Below are 20,305 nucleotides of genomic sequence, written 5' to 3'. Positions count from 1 at the left end.
GAGTTGTTTTACAGCTTTGAGAGGATATCATGACATCTCGAATTAGCACGGGAAACGCGCTTTATTTGTACCGTCTGTTTCTTGAGGCATTTGGTCAAGGCAAGCAAATCTTTTTGCCACGCATCGAAGAAGTATTGCAAGCAGATGGCATTACTCCTTATGACCTAGACTGCGAATCTGTGCAGGAGCTTTTGGAAAAATTTGAGTTTGTGAGCCTAACCAAATTTAAGGGTGGGCGCGTATATGCCACGCTACAGGCACAACCTAAGTTTGATGAAGCGTTGGCCGCGCTAAAAACAGCTGCTGAAGATGAGGCACCCAAAAAAGGTGGCAAGCCTTGGAAACGCAAAAAGGCTCAGATTAAACCTGTGCGCCCCGTTCATCGCGAGCCGCCAAAACCCCTGCATGAGGAACTAGCAAAAGAAGAGCCTGCTGCACCTGAGCTAGTCAGTAAGACAGAATCCGAGGAAGCAACTGCCAAAAAGTCTGCACAGGATGAAATAGGTGTTGCAAAGACAACAGTCCAGGACGAGCTTGAGCAAAGCCAGACTGTCGATGCTTCCACTGGAGCGGCAGCGGATGCCCCTGCCAAAGCTGGAGCAGCAGCTGGTGTTAGCGCTAAGGTAGAAACAGAAATTGAAGCAACCGCCAAAATAGAAGCAAAAACTGAAAATGAAACCAACTCCGAGGCCAAAGCAGAGGTCGACGCTAAAGCAGAAGTCGAGACCATCACTCCCCTTCTGACCCCTCAGCCCTCAATTCATCTCACTATTGTTTCCAAATCTGGAGCTGATGCAGGCAGCCTGAAGGAAGAAAAAACCTTGGAAAAAGAAAAAATCTTAGAAGAAGACTTGCTTCCCAGATCCGAGCACATAACTCCCGAGCCTAGTCCTACGTCACAGGCCGTTATTCCTACTCATACTGTTCCCACTCAAAGTGCTGCAGAGCGTGCCCTGCCCAAGCAATTCTGGCCTGAGGTGCGTTGCCCTGAAGAACTCATGAGTAAGCTCGCCCTAGCGCTACCCTTAGGGGCTGACGTCCTATCAACACTAGAAGAAGATTGGCAGGTCGCCCGCGCCACTGGCAATGTGAGTTACACTCGCAATGATGCTCACTTCCCCTTGCGCTATCACGATACATACAAAAAACCTATTGAGGTGTATCTCCAACGCAGTAATGGTCTAAACGCAGGCAAGCGCTGGATTATCTCTGATGTCCAGACACATACAGAGCACATAACAGCTCCAGAGCCTATAGAGTCAGCCACAACCCCTCGTACAACACAGGACTTCTGGATGGCAATCTCTGCCACCTCTTTGGCGCCTTATCGTCGCCGTAATCTCGCCTTAGAACTCTCTAGACATCTGCATTTCGAAAGCTGGACAGAATTTTGTCAAAGCTTTTCTTCACTTGCAGCTCATGAAGCTTGGGGTGAGACGAACGAGGATGACCTACCTATTCTGCGTGAATATCTCAGTGTCAACTTTGTTCGCGCACTTGAGCAGAACCGCATTGTAGCGTCTGCCGACGGCAAGCAAAAACTCTGGAATACGGGTCTGGTAAATACAGCTTACCAGGAGATTTTCTGTCTCATGAATGCGGACTCAGCCGCAGAGTCTGAGCCCGCGGAATTCTTCGCGGCGCTCACGGCGACAGATTCTCGCCTTGCCAGCTGGGGCACGCCCCCTGCCCCTGCAAGTTATATCTCTTCTCTCGAGGACCTCTATCTGCCATACGAAACCACACTTCTCGACAATCCTCGCGCGCACATTACAACAGAAGCCTGCACACGCGCGCTCGCTCGCGCAAAAGCCTCATTCCGCGAGCTGGCGCCCATTTGGGATCCTCAAACAAGTGAAAATTACCTGTTGCTTCCACTTGAAAAAACAACGGCAGAGCAGAAAAATCCCCAGGTTTACGCAGCTCTTATAGCCAAATACCAAGCAGGTCGCCTATGCCCCTTGAAGACGCTCTGCTTGCGTGATGCCTATGCATGCGCTCGCGTGGTATCAGCTCAAATGCCTAGCTGGCTCTCGGGAACCCTTGAAGCATGACAAAGCAAGTCTACGCATCGCCCAAAGATGTGCTCCAGCAGGTCTTTGGCTACGAAAACTTTCGGCTGCATCAGTGCGAAATCATAGATGCCATTCTGCATGGTCGTGACGTGCTTGCCGTCATGCCTACCTCTGCTGGCAAGTCTATCTGCTATCAGATACCAGCGCTGCTCTCAGACGGCATGACACTGGTTGTTTCACCTTTGATTTCACTGATGACAGATCAGGTAGGAGCCTTACTCCAGCTGGGCATACAGGCAGCATACCTCAATAGCAGCCTTGATATGGAGTCGCAGGCAAACACGCTTGCTGATCTTCGTAGCGGCAAACTGCGCATCCTCTATTTGGCGCCCGAACGCCTTGGTGACCCCCGTCTCCTTAGCACTTTAACGACATGCAAACCCAGCCTGCTTGCCGTCGATGAGGCGCATTGCATTTCTCAATGGGGCAATGATTTTCGCCCGTCTTACCAAGAAATACACAGCTTTATCGAGCAACTCCCTGAGCGCCCTGTTATCTGCGCTCTCACAGCCACTGCAACTAAAGCCGTTCAAAATGATATCTTGCAGTCACTCGAACTCATCAATCCGCTGCGCGTCATTGCCAGTTTTGACCGTCCTAATCTCCATTTTGTAGTTGAACACCCACGTAGTAGCAAAGAAAAGCTTCACGCGCTTCTACATTTCATCAAAAAGCAAAAGGGCTCCAGTGGCATCATCTACTGTCAAGCTCGTCGCACTGTTGATGATATCTGCGAGGAACTAAACGCTCGAGGCATCTCCTCCGCGCGTTATCACGCGGGTATGTCAGCTGATGAGCGCAAGCAAAATCAGGATGATTTTCTTTTTGATCGCGTACAAGTCATCGTAGCAACCAACGCATTTGGCATGGGCATTGATAAATCAAATGTCGCCTTTGTTGTGCATTACAATCTGCCACTTTCGATGGAGGCCTATTACCAAGAAGCAGGGCGAGCGGGTCGTGACGATAGTCCCGCTACTTGTCTTTTGCTGTATTCTCCACGCGACTTGCATACTGCAAAGTTTCTTATCTCAACAGTTAGTCGTGATGATTTGGACCCTGAAGAGACCAGCAAGCTCATCGCACATGACGAACGCAGGCTCCAAGATATGGCTCACTACGCCACATCAACAAGCTGTCTGCGCCAACAACTATTGGCATATTTTGGCGAAAATACTGCAGATCATTGCGATAACTGTTCCAATTGTCTCAAGGAGTGGCAAGAAAAAGACTGCACCGTAGAAGCGCTCAAAATTGTCTCTTGTGTGGCACGCCTTGCGCAGCGCAACATGAATCTAGGTGCAGGCATGATTTGTCAAATCCTCAGAGGAAGCAAAGATCGACGTATTCTCAATAACAAGCTCGAGGAACTCTCGACTTACGGCATTATGCCCAAAACGCCTATTCCTGAGATGCATGAATTAATAGATGAGCTGGTAAATCAAGAAATTCTCCAACGTAGCAACGGAGCATACCCCACTATCGGTCTTAGCAAGCACAGTGGGGATTTTCTTCGTAGTGCTTCAAAAACAGATGGTCAGCGTTTTATACTACGCATAGCTCAAGAGCAAAGTCCCACAACCTCAAGCAAGACTCGCAAAAAAACTCGCTCTGTTTCCCAAAATAGTAAAGACGAAGTACTCTTTGAGAAACTACGCAGTCTCCGCATGACCCTTGCGCATGAACAAGGGGTTCCTCCTTATATTATTTTTAATAACTCCACACTCGAGGATATGTGCAGACTCAAACCGCAAACAATGTCTGAGCTGCTTGAAGTGTCTGGCGTTGGTGAAATAAAAGCAAAACGCTATGGAGAGCGCTTTTTGGGTGTCCTGATTGAGGGGTAGAATCTAAGACAGAAAAAAGATGGGGCAGTTGGATGTCCAGTGGCTCCATACACTAAATTAGCACCACAAGGAGCACAATGAACGTTAGTCAAGCTATTGAACTTGCCGGCTCATTTTTTATTCCTGAATTTCTTCTTGCTGACGGTCTTTCCGCCGTTGAATCAGAGCGTCTCAAGACCGAGGAAGCAATTAAGGTACTGCGCGATGACTGGTTTTCACAACCATTGGGCAAGGAGTCTTTCTCCTTTGATTTAGTACGTGAGCTAGCCGACCGCAATCGCACTCTTTGTGATCTGGTAGAAACCTCCGATGCACCAGAGGCAGTTGCCCTTGCCACTCGTCGTGCCGAATCCAACAGCCCTAATCTTTCACGGGGTATGACTGAATCCGACCTTGTCCATGGTGTAGCTGCACTACAGCATCGCTCATTCAAAAAGGTCGAACGCGAAGTCGGCGGCATTATGGACAACCTTGCTGTGGTTTATGTTGCTGCCCCCGTCAAGGGTACCGTTGTTGGTATTGACCTCGAAACTACTGGGCGTAACCCTGACCGCGGCTACATCATCAATATTGGCTGGGAAACCATGGAGCTCACGCCCGAAGCAACTCCCCAAAATGACCGGGCTGTCTACTGTGGACTTCCTGATGCATGGGCTGGCCGTAAGATTCCGATGGAACGTGTCCATCACATTACCCCCGATATGCTTGCTGGCAAAAAGCCCCTGCGTCAGGACAAAGAACTACAAAAACAGCTGGTAGCCCTGCTTTCTAAGTATCCTTTTATGGCACACAATGCCTCATTTGAGGATTCTTGGATGATGCTGCATCTCAACGGCTATGCCGAAGCACGCAAAGCAGGCAAGATTATACCTATCGACACACGCGATATTTGCCGTCGTATTGACAAGGATATGGTAGGGCTGCCCCGCGAATCTCGCCCTGCTTCACTAGAAAACTGGGCACGTCGCCGCGGAACATTGGATACTGGAGAAGCAGAGAAACACCTTGGTCTTGATGATACCGACCTGATGCTGCGCACGGTACAAGCCGAGTTTGCTCTCCGTAATATGTTTACGAGCTCCACGCATGCAGGAGCCGAATCCCCACACACAACCACGCCTAACAAAAAAGCGGGCGCTGCGACCACAACTACAAAATCAAACGATGCAAATCGTACGCAGACAAAGCACTCGCCCAAGCTCAAAACTGCGAGCAAAAAACTCGAGCAAGCATTGCTTGCGCCTCTTTCTACAGTTGCACAGGGAGGCTCTCTCGAACTTGCAAATTGGTCTGCTTCCTGGCTTACTCAAGCGGCATCTCAACTACCCGAGCATCTTAAGTTAGCTGTACGTATAGGAAGTGTTGAGCAAGGGGGTTTTGTTGCCTCTATTGCAGGCGAAAGCAACGCCAATCCGCAGGTCATTCAAGCACGCCTAAGCGTAGTAGACCAGACTGGTTTGGCTCACGGGCTTGCCTGCTTTGCAGTGGCGCTCGCCCAAATGAGTGCTACTGGCAAACTCCCCACCCACTCCATCTCGCTTGCCTGCTTTAGTTAGCAACAGCTTTATAGCAACAGCTCTATGGAACAAGGTTTATGAGGCAAAGTGCATCCGCTTTCGTAGGTGGTTCGTCCTCTTCGTAAGCAGCGCATCTTCGTAGGCAGCGCATCTTCACAAGCAGTCATCCTTCTCTCGCAAACGGTTCAAAACCGTCGCTCTGCTTCAACAAAAATGCTGCTCACTTTTTTACTGAGGGTGCTTTATGAACCCGCTGCAAATAAAAAGGTGCATTGTGAACCCGTTGTCTTCCCTTTAATGCAGACGGTTCAAAACCGTACCAAACGACTCGAGAAACCCCAGATAAAAATCGTCGCAAGGGTGCATATTGAACCCGATGCGAGTCAAAAGGTGCTTCTTGAACCCGTTGTAGCCACACTTTAACAAGATGGTTCATCTTTCGAGCTTTGGAAAAATCTGACCTGCCCTTTTGCGATTGCCGCGCTCGAAACTTGAACCATTTGCGAAGGAAGCATACACGCCAAACAAATTGGGACATACGCGCCAAACAAATAGCACACAAAAAGAGCCTGCAAAAAAAGCACCCCCTCAGGAAGGAGTGCTGAAGACGTGCATATATCACAGAACTTTTAGTTGCTGCTACCAAAGCCACGGCCACTACGACCACCACTGCCAAAGCCTCCGCTACGGCGACCGCCAAAGCGCTGGTTGCCACGGTCATTGTGCTCATAGCGAGCACTATGATTGGGACGATTACCACGGAAACCACCGTAGTCATTACGCTCGCCGCGGAAGCCGCCACGATCTCCGCTGCGCCTATTGTCATCGTGTCCACCACGGAAACCACCACGGTCACCGCCGCGGAAGCCTCCACGAGGTCCACGATCCTCATCGCGCAGGCCCAAAGCCTCCAATGATGCGTTAAGACCCTTGAGCAGTTCGACCAAGTCCTTGCGATCTTCTTCAGCAAAGCCAGGAATCAAAGCAGGCTCTACACTATCGGCGCTCTCATCCTCAGAAACGTCTTTGCCTTCCTCGGTTAAAGAAACTCGTACAATACGCATGTCAGGCTCTTCGGGCTGCACACGAGTAACTAGGCCCCGCTTCTCAAGACCAGCCAACAGTTCGTCCAAAGCGCGCAGGCGAGTACCCATCAGCTCTGCCATTTCTTTTTGTTCCATCTCAGGCTTGAGAGTCAACATTTTGAGAGCACGCTGACCCTCACGATCGCGCTCAGCAGCATCGCGACGCTCGTCGCCCATCATGCGCTGACGCTGACGCATCAAACGAGATGCTTTCATCAACTCGTCCATAAACAACTTGTCATCATCTGTCTTGCTTGCTGCGGAGTCCTCCTTTACTTGCTCCGTCATCTCCGGCTCTTGGGCCCATTCAGGCAAAGTTTCGCGTGCCGGATCCATCATCTCGTTATCGTTCATATACCCGCATCTTTCTTCCGGTGCTCCCGCACCCGCGCTTCCACACGACCCCGACCCCATGTCAAGGTTTTTCCGGACAGCCAGCTGCTGTCAAAACAAGTCTAAACTACCCAAGCAACATCCCTTATAAACACAGCTGATTCACACGAATTTGTCCTGCTTATATACAAGATGTGCAGTTTATATCAATCCATGTACCTATAAAAAAGGCAATCGGAGGGTACACTGTTTGCTAATCGTCAATAGCTATGGAGAACGCATGTCCAACAATCAACAACAAAAAGCAGAGCAGAGCAAACAGCCACTCGACCGCATTGCAATCGGTCGCCATGCAAGCATCGTCTGTATCATCTGCAATGTTGCTTTAGCCACCGCAAAAGCTATAGCGGGTATTGCTGCAGGTTCTGTCTCGGTCATAGCCGATGCAGTCAACAACCTCTCGGACGCCTCGAGCAATATTATCTCGCTTGTTGGCTTCCAACTAGCTGGCAGACCTGCTGACGCTGAGCATCCCTATGGGCATGGTCGCTATGAATATGTTGCAGGACTGGTAGTGGCACTGTTAGTCATGGCTATGGGCATTGAGCTACTCAAAAGCTCTATTGAAAAACTCATCTATCCCAGTCCCACTGATTTTGGCATACTTACTGGCATTGCTCTGCTTGTCTCTATCTTGCTTAAACTCTGGATGATGCACTACACACACAAGGTAGGCAAGCAGATCTCCTCCGAGACCCTCAAAGCAGCGGCTATCGACTCTCGTAATGACGCCCTCACGACCACTGGTGTGCTAAGTGCTGTCATCATTACACGTTTAACTGGTATTAATCTTGATGCATGGGCTGGCCTTGCGATGTCTGCTTTTGTTATCTATAGCGGCATACAGCTTGTCAAAGATACAGTTGACCCCTTGCTGGGCCGCGCCCCTAGTGCAGAAAAAGTTGAACACATTCGTCGTCGCATTCTTTCCTATCCAGGAGTACTTGCTACCCATGATCTCATGGTGCATGACTACGGTCCTGGTAGGCAGTTTGCTAGCGCACATGTCGAGATGGCAGCCGAGCGCAACCCACTTGAAACCCACAAAATCCTCGACCAGATAGAGCAGGATTTTCTTTCCCAAGATGGTCTTCATCTGGTATTGCACTACGACCCAATCATCACCTGCGACCCCGAGCATACCGATTTGCACAACAGCATCGCCCACCGCATACGCTCAATCGATCCCCGCCTGACCATCCACGATATACATGTCGAGGGTTCGCTTAGTGACAAAAAAACGGGCGCGACAATCTCTTTTGATTGCACGCGCCCACAAGGCTTACCTATGACAGACGATGAGCTACGTGAGGCTTTAAATAGAGTGCTCAAGCCTCTCATTGGCAATAGCACACTCTCAATCGTTATTGACGAGGGCTACCTGCATATTGCCGATGATGTCAGCCCTAAAGAACATGAACATCCTTAGGGTTAAAGTCCACATATGCTGTGTCGCCCACGTTGTAAATCTTCTTGTTACGAGGGTTATATACAGCAAGTTTGACCAACGCTTGACCAATACGAACATGATAGTTTTGATATGCGCCCATAAAGCGAGATAATACAACCTCACTTTTAAGCAGACCATGATCAGCCAAGGTCAATGCCTCGGGACGCAAAACCAGCGTTGCATCGGCGCCCAGCTCTAGATGGCTGACAGCCGTCACGGGAACCTTGAAGCCCCCGGTCTCCACAACACCTGTGTCACCCATTTTTTCGGAAAGCTTGCCACGAAGGAAGTTTGACTCACCAATAAAGTCAGCAACAAATTCATCAACGGGATGGTTGTACACCTCGTGCGGACCACCAATCTGGTCGACCACGCCCTTTTTCATAATGATGATTTGGTCGGCAATGGCCATTGCTTCGGACTGATCGTGAGTAACGTAGACCGCGGTGATGCCCGCCTCCTGCTGGATACGGCGAATCTCGGTACGCATATCCACACGCAATTTGGCATCAAGATTAGAAAGCGGCTCGTCAAAAAGCAGCACGCCCGGCTCGATAACCAGCGCACGAGCCAACGCAACGCGCTGCTGCTGACCACCCGAAAGCTGGTTGGTCATGCGATCTTCCATACCTTCAAGACCCACAAGCGCCATGATATGCTCAACCTTATCTTTAATGGTTGCCGCATCTAGCTTGCGCAACTTAAGGCCATAGGCAATGTTGTCAAAAATGTTGTAGTGCGGAAGCAAAGCATAGCTCTGGAAGACCATCGCTGTATCTCGTTTGTTGGGTGTGAGCTTGTTGATGGGGGCCTCGCCCATAAAAATCTCACCCTCATCAGGGCTCTCAAAACCAGCAATCATACGCAAAATCGTAGTCTTATCGCAGCCTGAAGGGCCCAGCAGACAAGTAAACGAGCCAGGCTCCATCATCAGATTGGCATCTTGTACAGCATAAAAATCTTTACCCGTTTTAGGGTCCTGATAAATCTTGGATACATGTTCCAAACGGACGCTCTGCTTTTCCTTGGCCATTGTTAGTCCTCCTCAACGCGCCTGGCGACACTATTTTTGCCCCAACGCTTGATGATTGCATTCATGATGAGTACGGATGCGTAGGTGATAATAATCAAGATGGTGGCAAAGGCGCAGGCAATACCATACTGACCCTTACCTGCAAACTCGTTAATCTGGACAGTAATCATCAAAATCTTGGGCGAAACCAAAAGAATTACCGCTGAAATTGCAGTAATCGAGCGGACAAAAGTTGTCACAAAGCCCGAGAGGAACGAGTCTTTAATAAGTGGCAGCGTCACAGTCTTGAATACTGTGAAGCTATCAGCACCCATATCGTAGGCACTTTCCTCAATAGATTTGTCAATCTGCCGCAAAGCCGAGATACCTGAACGTGTACCAGTAGGCAAAGATCTCACAACAAAGACGATAATAAGGGCGGCGAGACAACAGGCAACATAGAGACCACCTTAAAAAGCCCCGTCAAAAACTTTGTCTTGAGTTCAACATACTCCTCGACATATGCAAATAGCAGACCTACCAGTGCCGACAGGATTCCAACGACAAAACCTACCTTCAGCGTATTTGAGATTGCTTTATTGAAGGACGGCATATTAAAAATGCGTTGGAAGACCTCAAGAGACAGGCCTTTATCGGTAATAACGGAGTCCACCAGCAGTATCGCAAGCGGGTACAGGATGAACTGCACAAGCAAGGCAATAAGCACCACAATTGTGGTTACCATGACGGGGTCGCCAAAGAATTTTGCCCTATCAAGTGCAGCGCCCTGCTTTGTCTTAGCCTTTACCATGAGGCAATCTACCTCCCATCGGCAGTTAGGGCCAAGCGGGTATGTACCCACTTGGCCCTAGAAATTCAAAACTCTAAAAAGCAATTAACGGGCCTTATTCGGTCTTAAAGCGATCGTCGCCACCGCCCAAGGCCTGCATAAGGTTGTTCTTGTACTTCTCGCTGTTCTTCTTTGCATCCTCAAAGTCATATTTCATGACATTGTCAGGATCAAGGCCGTACTCTGTAGCAACCTTGGGCTGCTCAACATCATCAATAACGAGGAACTGATAAGAGCCATTGCTCTGGGCGAGGCCAACGCACTCAGGGCTCAATGCATACTCAAGCCAAAGCTTTGCCGCATTAGGATGAGCACAACCAGCAAACATTGCAGTAGCGCCAATCTCATAAGATGCACCAGAGCTGGGAACCTGCAGGCCAATATTGTCATAGCCGTTGTCAACAATCTGGTAAATAGCATCGTGAAGCATGCCGATACCAATGGTGCACTCTGCAGTACCCACAGATTTGGAAGGACCCGAGCCAGATTTGGTGTACTGAGCGATATTCTTATCAAGCTTCTTTAGGAACTCGATACCAGCTTCCTCGGAGCCCTTCTTTTGAATCATGGTATTCAGGAAAAGCAGGGCTGTACCAGAGGTGTTGTAGTTGGCCATCCAGACAAGACCCTTGTACTTCTCATCAAGCAGGTCATCGTAATCCTTGGGGGCATCGAGCTTCAGGCGCTCAAGTTCCTCTTTGTTGTACATGATGCCCAAGATGCCCTTGTAGATGCCATACCAGTCATTCTCGGTGGATTTATAGGACTCATCAATAAGGTGCTTGGCATTCTCTGGCTCATATTTCTCAAGCAGACCCTTGGAGGAAGCAACGTTGTAAGGATCAGTAGTGCCACCAAACCAAACATCACCAGAAGGCTTGCCCTTCTCCTCCTCAATCTTGGCCTCTACCTCTTCGATAGACAGACGCTGATAGGAAGTCTCAATGCCATAAAGCTCCTGGTAGTGGTTGCAGACGGCTGCGCCGTAGTCCTCCTCACAGGAGACGTAGACCACGAGGGAACCTTCCTTCTTGGCCGCATCAATCAGTTCGGCGCTCGCACCAGACCATATGCTCAGGATGAAAGACTTCATCAAAGTGCTCCGCTGTTAGAAAACCCAGTTCTATGCAAGCTTCGCGCAAGCCTGTACCCTCTGAATATGCTTTTTTTGCTACCTGAGCTGCATGTTCGTAACCAATTTCAGGAGAAAGCGCTGTTACGAGCATAAGAGAACGAGAGAGATTGTCTGCCATTTTGTCGATATTAGGCTTGATACCTGCTACGCAACGCTGCTCAAAAGAATTCATAACGTCGGCAAGTAAACGGACAGATTGCAAATAGTTATAGGCAATAACAGGCATAAAGACATTGAGTTCAAAATTACCCTGGCTAGCCGCGATACCGATTGTGGCATCGTTACCCATAACCTGTACAGCAGCCATTGTCACCGCTTCGCATTGAGTTGGATTAACTTTACCTGGCATGATTGAACTACCAGGCTCATTGGCAGGAATAGAAATCTCACCTAAACCCAAGCGTGGGCCCGACGCAAGCCAGCGTATATCGTTGGCAATTTTCATGAGATTGGCTGCAAGCGCTTTAAGTGCTCCATGCGAAAAAACCAGTGCATCTTTAGCAGAAAGTGCCCTAAATTTATTTGGATCAGTAACAAAGCCATATCCAGTAAGACCCGCTAGTTGTGTTGCTACACATTCAGCAAAACCTGCAGGTGCATTCAATCCTGTACCCACCGCAGTTCCACCCAAAGCAAGGCGCAAAAGTCCACTCAAGCTTGCCAAAATTTCTTCTTTTGCACCCTCAAGTAAACCACGCCAACCTGAGATTTCCTGCCAAAAACCTATGGGCACTGCATCCTGCAGATGAGTACGGCCACACTTCACCACACCCTGATTTTCTTTTTCAAGACGGACTAATGTGGAGATGAGGCAATCAAGAGCAGGAAGCAGCTGTTCTTGTAACGCGCAGACTGCCGCAACATGCATAGCGGTCGGATAGGTATCGTTACTCGATTGCGACATATTAATCGTGTCATTAGGGTGAATAGGCTGATCAAGGACGATGTTTTGCTCAAAAGCAAGTTGATTTGCTCGGGTGGCAAGCACCTCATTCATATTCATATTGGATTGGGTGCCCGATCCTGTCTGCCACACCACCAAAGGGAATTGCTCGTCCCATTTACCTGCAAGCACTTCATCAGCTGCTTGGCAAATGAGCTGGCAGCACGTCTGATTAAGACTTCCAAGCTCAGCATTGGCGAGGGCAGCGGCTTTTTTGATCCGCGCAAAAGCACGAATAATTTCGATGGGCATACACTCGGTGCCAATGGGAAAGTTTTCATGACTACGCTGGGTCTGTGCACCCCAAAGTGCATCGGCAGGTACTAACATCTCGCCCATCGAATCGTGCTCAACGCGCATTTCGCTACTCTTGCCCATGCTCTCTCCCCTCGTCATGCTTGGATGAGTCGAGTGTAGCAGTGCCAGTTAAATAGGACTATGGGATATATGTGTGTCTGACTATCTTTTTTCTTTTAGCAGCTAAAAAATCTTGTCTTACTGGGAAAGTCTTACCTTCTGTGGAAGTCTTACCTTCTGGGAAAGTCTTACCTTACTGTGGAAGTCTTGTCTTACCACGGTTTTCTTTGCTTAGTTAAATCTTTTAGCCCCATGGACGCATTTTTGGTCGGGATGCGACTAAATTTGGCTCCTCAGGGCTAAAAAATTTAACTTTCTAGAAAATACCTGTCCAACGGGAGATTTTGCCATCATTCACATCCCTTAGGCAATAGGAGTCCCATGACCCCAAGAGCCATCAAGGCCACAGACTTCAGAAGCAAAACCCGCTGCAAAGTCGAGAGCTTCAGCATAAGCATCTGCACCCGTTTTGTTCTGCTTGACTAAGGCAGCACACTTGACATTAAATGCGGTCAGAAAAGCGTCACCTGCACCCATTGCATCATGCATCTCCGCAACCGGCTTGGATTCTTGGCGATAATACTGATTGCCATCATAAGCAAGGCAACCCCAAACACCACGCGTCGCGGAAACAAAACAAGGCCCCAACTCTGCCACACGCCGAAGCTGATTTCGAGTCTCTTCTTCAGAAAGCTCGCTTGCGGAGAAAAAAGCATAGTCTACATAGGGCGCGATTTGCTGGTAATATTCCCAGCTTGAATCATCTGAAAAGTCAAAGGATAGTTTGATACCAGCATCATGAATCTTTGGCAATTCGCGCTCAGTAAAGCAATAGTTTCCTGAATGAACCACATCAAACTGTTTGAGATACTCCAAGTCAAAACGTCCAAGCACATAACGTGCATCGCCACGAATACCGCCCTCATTCGAGCCAAGAAAAATGCGGTCTCCTTGATCATCAACAGTCACGCGTGCCGCACCATTAGGGCCAATAAGCTGCTTGCATTTGACCAGTTCAATAGCCTCATCTTGCAGCGAAGAAATGACATGTTCTGCAGCAGCATCATTACCAAAAATCCCCATATAAGCAGAACGCTCAGCACCGCATTTCTTGGCATATACTGCAAAATTTACCGCATTACCACCAGGGTACATGGTGCCCGTATGCTCATAACAATCAACTACGTTATCGCCAAAGCCACATACACTTACATTCATCTGTTTCATCGTCAGTCCTCTCGTATCTGGAGCCGCATAAAACTGCGGGGATTTATTAGTAGCTGACTTTGCCCATATACCGGCGTATATCTGGATCGTGATTAAAGAGGCGTCCACGAGCAGCACGCAATTCACAGTTCATCATGTAAAACATTGCCGGTTCTAGATAATCACGCACCGACACATCAATGGCATCCATGCCGTAATCCTTGGCATCAAGTACCATCAGGGTGTCTGTATGGGTCTGCAAAAAATCCAGCGCACGCTGATCCATATCACGGTGGGCACCATCACTCATTTGCAGAAAATAGAACACGCCAGGCTCTGTACATTCAAAGGGTCCATGGAAATACTCTGCTGTATGGATGTAGCTACAGTGCTGCCACTGCATTTCCATAAGCGAGCAAATTGCAAAGCCATAGGTCTGGCTGAAAGTCGGGCCCGAGCCCAGTATGTAGAAGAAGGGATGGCCCTTACAAAGAGCAGCGAACTGCTCGCTCATCTCGTTATTTATCTTGATACGGTCTGTGGCAATGATTTCATCAATCTGTCGCAAACCCTGCTGAAGCGCAGTGTAGTCGACGTATTCATCCTGCTGATTTATGACTTCGGCAGCAAGGCGCAAGCCAATACCTAGGGGAATCTCTGCGGTCGGAACCTCATGGCCCCAAGCATAAACCCAGCAGAGCCACTTTGCGCTATCGATAGCAGAACCTGCCTTATTGGTGAGCGCTATAACAGAGGCACCTTTAGAACAAGCCAACTCACCTGCAGCCATGACCTCAGGTGTTCCGCCAGAGTGAGAGCAAAGCACGACAAGGCTTTGTTCCCCCAAACGACGAGGCACCATTGTGGTAAATTCACGAGCTGTATAGTAGCCGGATTCTGCAGTCAAACTCTCAGTCTGCATGAGACAGTGAGCTGGATAAAGATCGATGATGGATCCACCACATGCAACCCAGTAAACCTGCTTGATGGCACTTTTCTCAGCAATTACTGCTTCTATAATTTCATGTATATTCATATTTTTCCCTTCTAATACATAACTTCATATATGCGATTGTCGTAATTGCTCTGCGCGTTAATCATCTACAAAAAACTTCTGAAATGCCGCAAAGTTCTTTTTATCCGCTTCACCGGGATTATTGAAGTATTTAAAGTCAGTTATTTCTTGCCCTAAATATCCCTCATATCCATAGGTATTGAGGTCGTGGACATACGCTGTCATATCGCGATTTCCATCACCCCAAATAAGATGTCCATATGGTGTGCCATCAATAAAGTGGATATCACGAATATTTTCTACGCCAAATTCTTCAAACCACTGGGCAATAGTTTCCCCTGATACTGCCATAGCACAGGTATCAATCATCAACTTCAGATTGGGATGACCAACCTCGTCATACATCCTACGCGCGTCAGCAATGTTGATCACAAGTTGGCTTTCCTGGGGACGTAAAGTCTCCATCGCAAGTGTTACGCCAACTGTTTCGCCAAACTCTGCCAGACGATGAAGCATCTCGCGACTACGTTTCCATGCTTCTTCGCGGTTTTCATTCCAATATCCCCAACCGCTATTGACCGCCATCACATCGCAACCAAGTTCAGATGCCATTCGTAAGCCATTGGTAAAATAGTCATAGGTGTGCTGCACATAACGTTCACCCTTTGCAGCAAATTGATATGGGTAAGTGCAATTTTCAGGTGTAAAGACATGCACTTTCATGCCACGTTTTTCAATCTTGTAGCGAATCTCCTTCGCATCAAAATAACTCAGACGATCCAGCTCAACATGGGGCATACCACCCCAAAGTTCAATGCTTTCAAAGCCTATATGCTGTTGAGAGTCAAGGAAATCATCTAACGAATAAAACAACCAATGAATATTCATCCCCGCTGGTTGATTACGTTTTAGATGTTCACTCATCGTTGCTCCTAAAGATTCTCATAAACAATGCGACCATCAGACAAAGTAAGCGCTACTCCTATATTGCGTGCAACTTTTGGATTGAGATGAAGAAGATTAGCTTCTGCAACAATAAGATCTGCTCGCTTGCCCGCCTCTAAAGTACCTACCAGCTGCTCTGAATAGCAGTCATATGCACCACCCACAGTCCAAGCACGCAAAAGCTCTGGAATAGTTAGCGTGTTTGCGACATTTGCCTGACCCCCATCATTAAAATAGCCACCACAAGCGCAATAAATAGACTCGCCTAAATGCGGGATAAGAAGTGGTAAATCTGTGGCACAGCAAATTTTGATACCAGAATCCTGCATCTTCCGACGATTCCAAAAATATGCAAAGCGTTCTGGTCCAATTTGGTGTAGCGCCATCTGTCGAATGTCTTCTACAGAATCAAGTATCTGAATTTGCGCATAGACTTCACAGATACCGCCCATTACACCAAAACACTCAAGATCACCAGGACTGGTGCATTCGTTATCCGTAATCGCATGACGGTTAACAAGGTGACCACTAGCATCTTTTTTACAACGATTAAAGAGTTCAATTGCATGACGCACTGCTCCATCACCTTGGCAGTGCAAAGAATAACGAAAATCTGCTGCATCAGCTGCAAGAGTCTCTCGCTCAATAAGCTCCCACTCCACAGGTACTTTGACACATTCAGAAGGGCTACTTGTATAGGGATTAATATACTCAGCCAAACCGTCTGCTACTCCTCTATCGGTCATACGGTTGTAGCCGCTAAATCCTAAAAAGCCATCCGTTAAGTGTTCGCGCAGCGCACGGCCATAAGCTAGATTTATTCCTGCTCCAACAGGTTGGCTCATCAGTGAAACACGAGCAGTCAATCGTTCTTTATGAGCAAGCTCCTCCATGACATCTATGAAGCCATAGTAGTCATCAAATGCCATTTCTTTAATCTGGGTCACACCACGTGCATTCAGCATATGCTGATAATTAATATATAGTTCTGACATCTCGGGAAGTGATAAATATTCTGGCATCATACGCCAAATCATTTCTGACCAGCATGCATCTGGGGTAAAAAGATAGCGTTCTTGTGCCACCTCATTCATCCAGCAAGTTCCTCTTCCTCGAGAAAATGCAACCACAGGACGCGAAGGAAAGGCTTCATCAAGTAGACATGCTTTTGAATGAAGCTCCAAAGCAGGATTCCAGCCATGCCCAAAGATTACTTGGTTCTCAGGAATCATATGAGCCCATTGCGTAAGGCAATCAATGCCTTCGGCCGCAGTCTTTATCCTCGCTAAATTGCAACCCAGACTATCAAGCACCCATCCCGAAAAAAAGGTGTGTGTATCTGTAAGACCAGGCATCACAAGTTTATCTTCTACGTCAATAACTCGCGAGGCATGAGAAGTGTATGGCAAAGCGAACCCCCGAGGACCAGTTGCCACTATTTCCCCGTCCTCAACAGCAACAAAACCATCGAATGATGTATCACTTGTTGCATCAAAGATATTGCGTGACAGAATAACTAGAGGATCTGACATGCAGGACACTCCTTTTTTAAAGCAGAGCAGATACTACTTAAGGGCGTCTGCTCTGCAATTAGTTCAATCAAAAACTAAGAGTGATTAGACGGGAAGGACACCTGAAATACCCGTCACCAAAATGCCAATCAAGGCCACGAGCAAAACAAACTTCCACGAGGTTTTCCACCACTGACCAAAGGAGATTTTGCAGACAGCTAGACCTGCAACCGTCATGCCTGCTGTAGGACTAATGGTGTTGAAGGTCTGATTTGCCATGGCGAGTGCCGTCACCGCTGCTTCGGGATTAACCCCCATAAGTTCGGTCAAGGGCCCAATAATAGGCATTGTCAGAGCTGCAAGGCCCGAAGAGGACGGAACAAGAAAACTCAACAAACCAAGTACTACATACATGATGGAGGTGTAGAGAACCTTGGGCATACCCGCAAGCATATTTGCAAGGAAATCAAGGATGGTATCAATAATCATGCCGTTTTCGGCGATAACGAGAATTGAACGCGCAAAACCAATAATGACAGCAGCGTAAGCGAAGTCTGCCATACCTTTGACGAATGCCTCTGCCATCTCACGCTCATTAAGACCGCCCACAATACCCGAAAGAATGCCCATGCCCACAAAGACGGCTGAAATCTCATCCATATACCAGCCCTTGGTAATAAGGCCCCAAACAATGAGGCCCATACCTGCGGCAAAAACAAGCAAAACACCCTTTTGGCGGCCAGTAAACTCCTCAGGCGTGGATTGATCAATAACTGCAAATTCCTCACGTTTTGCAGCGTCATCCTGGTAGGTAATTGAGCTTGTGGGGTTCTTTTTTACCTTACGGGCATACATCATGACCCACACAATTGCCAGCACTGTAAGTACTACCCACACAATTGCACGTAACCATAGCTGTGGATTGCCCTGAATGCCGACGATGCCTTGGGCGATAAGCACATTAAAGGGGTTTAACGTGGAGGCAATATAACCTGTTTGCGCGCCCATAAAACTCACCATAAAGGCAGTCATAGAGTCATAACCCATACCCATCATGATGGTCATAAAGATGGCAAAGAAAGGCAGGCATTCCTCTGACATTCCGAAAGTGGTGCCACCTATCGAAAACAGCGTCATCGCTACAGGAATAATGATGATGTCTTTATCCTTTAAATTTCCGATTAGGTGACTCATGCCCGCATTAATAGCATTAGTCTTGTTGATAATGGCAAAGGCACCGCCAATAAGCAGAACAAAAGCCACAACATCAGCTGCCTCTTGGATACCTTTTGTAGGAGCTTGGAATAATTCGAAAACACCCTGTCGGAGATCGACCTGCCCACCCGTTTCCTCATCAGTATATATTTTATCTACAGGCTTATAGGTACCCGCTACAGCAACTTCACGCTCGCCAGCAGCTGTATTAATTGTCTGTCGATCATACCTACCAGATGGGACAATCCAGGTAAGGATTGCAAAGGCAATCATCAAAATAAAGACGATTGTATACACGTGAGGAAGCTGAAACTTCTTCTTTGGCTCTTTAGCCTCTCCAGTAGCCATAGGTCTCCTCTCCACCATAAGTTCGACTTAGCTCTCACACGTAATACGTTATAGGTCGTATTATTTAAATGTGAAGAATACGCTATTCATATTATCAAGTTGTTATATAACGTTATATATCATGTAAGCGGTCGAAAATCAGTGGTATTCGGTAGATACCGCTTGTCTAGTTATGCCCGACAGTGCTTTCCGCACAACCAATCCGCACACATCTTAAGCACTCGGTTTTCCATGAAAATCAAGCGTAGATAATTCCAACCTACATTTTTTTGGAATCAAGGTCTACTGAATTGGTGTCACAACTAAATGTTGAAGATATAACGAGAGCCAGCAATGTATTGTTGACCTAAAAAGAGAGGGTTCCCATATTCATCAAGGAAATAATTATCCTCATAGAAAAGCGGATCTCCTACTGCCACCTGTAACGCATCCGCCTTCTCGGCATCAGCAAGCACAATTTCAAGCGTACAGAGTGCAGTTGCACTGGGAGTCAAATCCAGATGTTTCTTGATAAGCTCAAACTCCGAAACATCCTCAAGCTCTTCACTCAACATAAATGCAAATCGGTCCGTGGGAAAATAGTTATTCTCAAGCATAATAGGTATACCATCAGCGCAACGAACACGCTTCACATAAACAAGCTCGTCACTATCTCCTAGCTGCAAAAACTCCCGCGCTTCCTGGCTAGGAGCTACAACATCACGGGTCAATACATGTGCACTCGCTTCACGACCATCTGCACGGCATGCTTCCGTAAAGCTCTGCACATTGCTTTCAGGACAAATTTTACGTGCGAGTTTACGCGGATTGACAAAAGTACCTTTACCCTGCCGTTTAGTGAGATAACCTTCGTTTGCCAAATCTTCAACTGCTCGACGTACAGTAATTCGACTTACCGAGTAAATTTGAGACAGCTCCGCCTCAGAAGGGATTTTGTCGCCAGTATGATATCTACCAGATTGAATATCCGCCTTAAGGACATCCGTTATCTGCTTATAAAGGGGCGTAAGTGCGTCCTCATTGAGCTTCACTGCGACTCATCCTTTTCTTTCTAAAAGTCTCTTCACTCAGATATCGGCATGAGAGTAGTCTACTCTCATGCCGATAATACAGCTGTTTATATCAAGGGTGGCGCATCAACTAACAAACTAGCTCAAACGAGTGCCTGCAGGAACATCAAAGTCAGGAATTGCCAGCCCCATGATTCCGAAGTTTAACTAGACCCTATTTTGTTGAAGTCCCAGCTTAGGGACTATATTTTTGTCGATTTTTGAATATTTCTGGTTGTTATGGCATGTTATATCTGTTATCATGAGGATATGAATATATGCAGCTAGAAAGGCATAAGTTACCCTTACCATCTACCCTGCTCAAAAGGTAGATAGGCGCAAGGTGGGACTT

Annotated in this window: 17 protein-coding genes; 5 read left to right on the top strand and 12 right to left on the bottom strand. The window is 47.7% G+C overall.

Annotation, left to right across the window (positions count from 1 at the left end):
• The first annotated feature begins 29 nt into the window (after positions 1–29).
• From ACO5JD_RS04970 to ACO5JD_RS04955, 4 genes are all read left to right on the top strand, one after another.
• Entirely contained in the window at positions 30–2,054 is a 2,025-nt protein-coding gene (locus ACO5JD_RS04970; protein ID WP_484988103.1) for a DUF3825 domain-containing protein, read from the top strand.
• Complete coding sequence (recQ, locus tag ACO5JD_RS04965; RefSeq protein WP_484988101.1) at positions 2,051–3,922, top strand: DNA helicase RecQ; 1,872 nt, start codon at positions 2,051–2,053, stop codon at positions 3,920–3,922. The genes ACO5JD_RS04970 and recQ overlap by 4 nt, the downstream gene beginning before the upstream one ends.
• 77 nt (positions 3,923–3,999) lie before the next feature.
• The gene (locus ACO5JD_RS04960; RefSeq protein ID WP_484988099.1) at positions 4,000–5,478 is read left to right on the top strand and encodes a 3'-5' exonuclease; all 1,479 of its coding nucleotides are present in this window, start codon (positions 4,000–4,002) and stop codon (positions 5,476–5,478) included.
• Positions 5,479–5,544: 66 nt separating this feature from the next.
• Positions 5,545–5,862 carry a hypothetical protein gene (locus ACO5JD_RS04955; RefSeq protein ID WP_484988097.1) on the top strand — a complete coding sequence of 106 codons (318 nt, stop codon included), beginning with the start codon at positions 5,545–5,547 and terminating at the stop codon, positions 5,860–5,862.
• Between the two features lie 206 nt (positions 5,863–6,068).
• Here the strand turns inward: ACO5JD_RS04955 and ACO5JD_RS04950 are convergent, their stop codons facing one another.
• Complete coding sequence (locus ACO5JD_RS04950; protein WP_484988095.1) at positions 6,069–6,878, bottom strand: MarR family winged helix-turn-helix transcriptional regulator; 810 nt, start codon at positions 6,876–6,878, stop codon at positions 6,069–6,071.
• A 259-nt stretch (positions 6,879–7,137) separates the two neighbouring features.
• Here ACO5JD_RS04950 and ACO5JD_RS04945 point away from each other — a divergent pair, with 259 nt between their 5' ends.
• Positions 7,138–8,346, top strand: coding sequence for a cation diffusion facilitator family transporter (locus ACO5JD_RS04945; RefSeq protein ID WP_484988093.1), 1,209 nt, complete (start codon positions 7,138–7,140; stop codon positions 8,344–8,346).
• Here ACO5JD_RS04945 and ACO5JD_RS04940 read toward each other — a convergent pair.
• The 11 genes from ACO5JD_RS04940 to ACO5JD_RS04890 form a co-directional block, all read right to left on the bottom strand.
• Positions 8,324–9,400 (bottom strand): ABC transporter ATP-binding protein, encoded by a 1,077-nt coding sequence (locus tag ACO5JD_RS04940; RefSeq protein WP_484988091.1) that lies wholly within the window; start codon positions 9,398–9,400, stop codon positions 8,324–8,326. The two genes, ACO5JD_RS04945 and ACO5JD_RS04940, sit on opposite strands and share 23 nt — an antisense overlap.
• Before the next feature lie 2 nt (positions 9,401–9,402).
• Complete coding sequence (locus ACO5JD_RS04935) at positions 9,403–9,789, bottom strand: ABC transporter permease subunit (RefSeq protein WP_484988089.1); 387 nt, start codon at positions 9,787–9,789, stop codon at positions 9,403–9,405.
• A gap of 5 nt (positions 9,790–9,794) precedes the next feature.
• Complete coding sequence (locus tag ACO5JD_RS04930; RefSeq protein WP_484988087.1) at positions 9,795–10,190, bottom strand: hypothetical protein; 396 nt, start codon at positions 10,188–10,190, stop codon at positions 9,795–9,797.
• Positions 10,191–10,284: 94 nt separating this feature from the next.
• Positions 10,285–11,322 carry an ABC transporter substrate-binding protein gene (locus tag ACO5JD_RS04925; protein WP_484988085.1) on the bottom strand — a complete coding sequence of 346 codons (1,038 nt, stop codon included), beginning with the start codon at positions 11,320–11,322 and terminating at the stop codon, positions 10,285–10,287.
• Complete coding sequence (fumC, locus tag ACO5JD_RS04920; protein ID WP_035438402.1) at positions 11,270–12,685, bottom strand: class II fumarate hydratase; 1,416 nt, start codon at positions 12,683–12,685, stop codon at positions 11,270–11,272. Before fumC ends, ACO5JD_RS04925 begins: the two co-directional genes overlap by 53 nt.
• A gap of 342 nt (positions 12,686–13,027) precedes the next feature.
• Entirely contained in the window at positions 13,028–13,891 is an 864-nt protein-coding gene (locus ACO5JD_RS04915) for a PfkB family carbohydrate kinase (RefSeq protein WP_021625830.1), read from the bottom strand.
• A gap of 46 nt (positions 13,892–13,937) precedes the next feature.
• A complete protein-coding gene (locus ACO5JD_RS04910; protein WP_021625831.1) occupies positions 13,938–14,906 on the bottom strand; it encodes an SIS domain-containing protein in 969 nt (322 codons plus the stop codon).
• Between the two features lie 57 nt (positions 14,907–14,963).
• Positions 14,964–15,809 carry a sugar phosphate isomerase/epimerase family protein gene (locus ACO5JD_RS04905; RefSeq protein WP_484988083.1) on the bottom strand — a complete coding sequence of 282 codons (846 nt, stop codon included), beginning with the start codon at positions 15,807–15,809 and terminating at the stop codon, positions 14,964–14,966.
• A gap of 8 nt (positions 15,810–15,817) precedes the next feature.
• Positions 15,818–17,362: an amidohydrolase family protein gene (locus ACO5JD_RS04900; RefSeq protein ID WP_021625833.1), complete on the bottom strand. Its 1,545-nt coding sequence runs from the start codon at positions 17,360–17,362 to the stop codon at positions 15,818–15,820.
• Between the two features lie 84 nt (positions 17,363–17,446).
• A complete protein-coding gene (locus ACO5JD_RS04895; RefSeq protein ID WP_084170305.1) occupies positions 17,447–18,904 on the bottom strand; it encodes a YfcC family protein in 1,458 nt (485 codons plus the stop codon).
• 302 nt (positions 18,905–19,206) lie between these two features.
• Positions 19,207–19,935 (bottom strand): GntR family transcriptional regulator, encoded by a 729-nt coding sequence (locus ACO5JD_RS04890; protein WP_021625835.1) that lies wholly within the window; start codon positions 19,933–19,935, stop codon positions 19,207–19,209.
• Positions 19,936–20,305 lie beyond the last annotated feature (370 nt).

The sequence above is a fragment of the Olegusella sp. genome, assembly GCF_057238325.1.
The sequence above is the reverse complement of the archived record's forward strand: the minus strand, read 5'-3'. Positions and strand labels throughout refer to the sequence as shown.

What these genes read in the sequence shown, in the direction of transcription:
- ACO5JD_RS04970 (WP_484988103.1), top strand. Translation starts at nt 30, where the DNA reads ATGACATCTCGAATTAGCACGGGAAACGCGCTTTATTTGTACCGTCTG.
- recQ (WP_484988101.1), top strand. Translation starts at nt 2,051, where the DNA reads ATGACAAAGCAAGTCTACGCATCGCCCAAAGATGTGCTCCAGCAGGTC.
- ACO5JD_RS04960 (WP_484988099.1), top strand. Translation starts at nt 4,000, where the DNA reads ATGAACGTTAGTCAAGCTATTGAACTTGCCGGCTCATTTTTTATTCCT.
- ACO5JD_RS04950 (WP_484988095.1), bottom strand. Translation starts at nt 6,878, where the DNA reads ATGAACGATAACGAGATGATGGATCCGGCACGCGAAACTTTGCCTGAA.
- ACO5JD_RS04945 (WP_484988093.1), top strand. Translation starts at nt 7,138, where the DNA reads ATGTCCAACAATCAACAACAAAAAGCAGAGCAGAGCAAACAGCCACTC.
- ACO5JD_RS04940 (WP_484988091.1), bottom strand. Translation starts at nt 9,400, where the DNA reads ATGGCCAAGGAAAAGCAGAGCGTCCGTTTGGAACATGTATCCAAGATT.
- ACO5JD_RS04930 (WP_484988087.1), bottom strand. Translation starts at nt 10,190, where the DNA reads ATGGTAAAGGCTAAGACAAAGCAGGGCGCTGCACTTGATAGGGCAAAA.
- ACO5JD_RS04925 (WP_484988085.1), bottom strand. Translation starts at nt 11,322, where the DNA reads ATGAAGTCTTTCATCCTGAGCATATGGTCTGGTGCGAGCGCCGAACTG.
- fumC (WP_035438402.1), bottom strand. Translation starts at nt 12,685, where the DNA reads ATGGGCAAGAGTAGCGAAATGCGCGTTGAGCACGATTCGATGGGCGAG.
- ACO5JD_RS04915 (WP_021625830.1), bottom strand. Translation starts at nt 13,891, where the DNA reads ATGAAACAGATGAATGTAAGTGTATGTGGCTTTGGCGATAACGTAGTT.
- ACO5JD_RS04910 (WP_021625831.1), bottom strand. Translation starts at nt 14,906, where the DNA reads ATGAATATACATGAAATTATAGAAGCAGTAATTGCTGAGAAAAGTGCC.
- ACO5JD_RS04905 (WP_484988083.1), bottom strand. Translation starts at nt 15,809, where the DNA reads ATGAGTGAACATCTAAAACGTAATCAACCAGCGGGGATGAATATTCAT.
- ACO5JD_RS04900 (WP_021625833.1), bottom strand. Translation starts at nt 17,362, where the DNA reads ATGTCAGATCCTCTAGTTATTCTGTCACGCAATATCTTTGATGCAACA.
- ACO5JD_RS04895 (WP_084170305.1), bottom strand. Translation starts at nt 18,904, where the DNA reads ATGGCTACTGGAGAGGCTAAAGAGCCAAAGAAGAAGTTTCAGCTTCCT.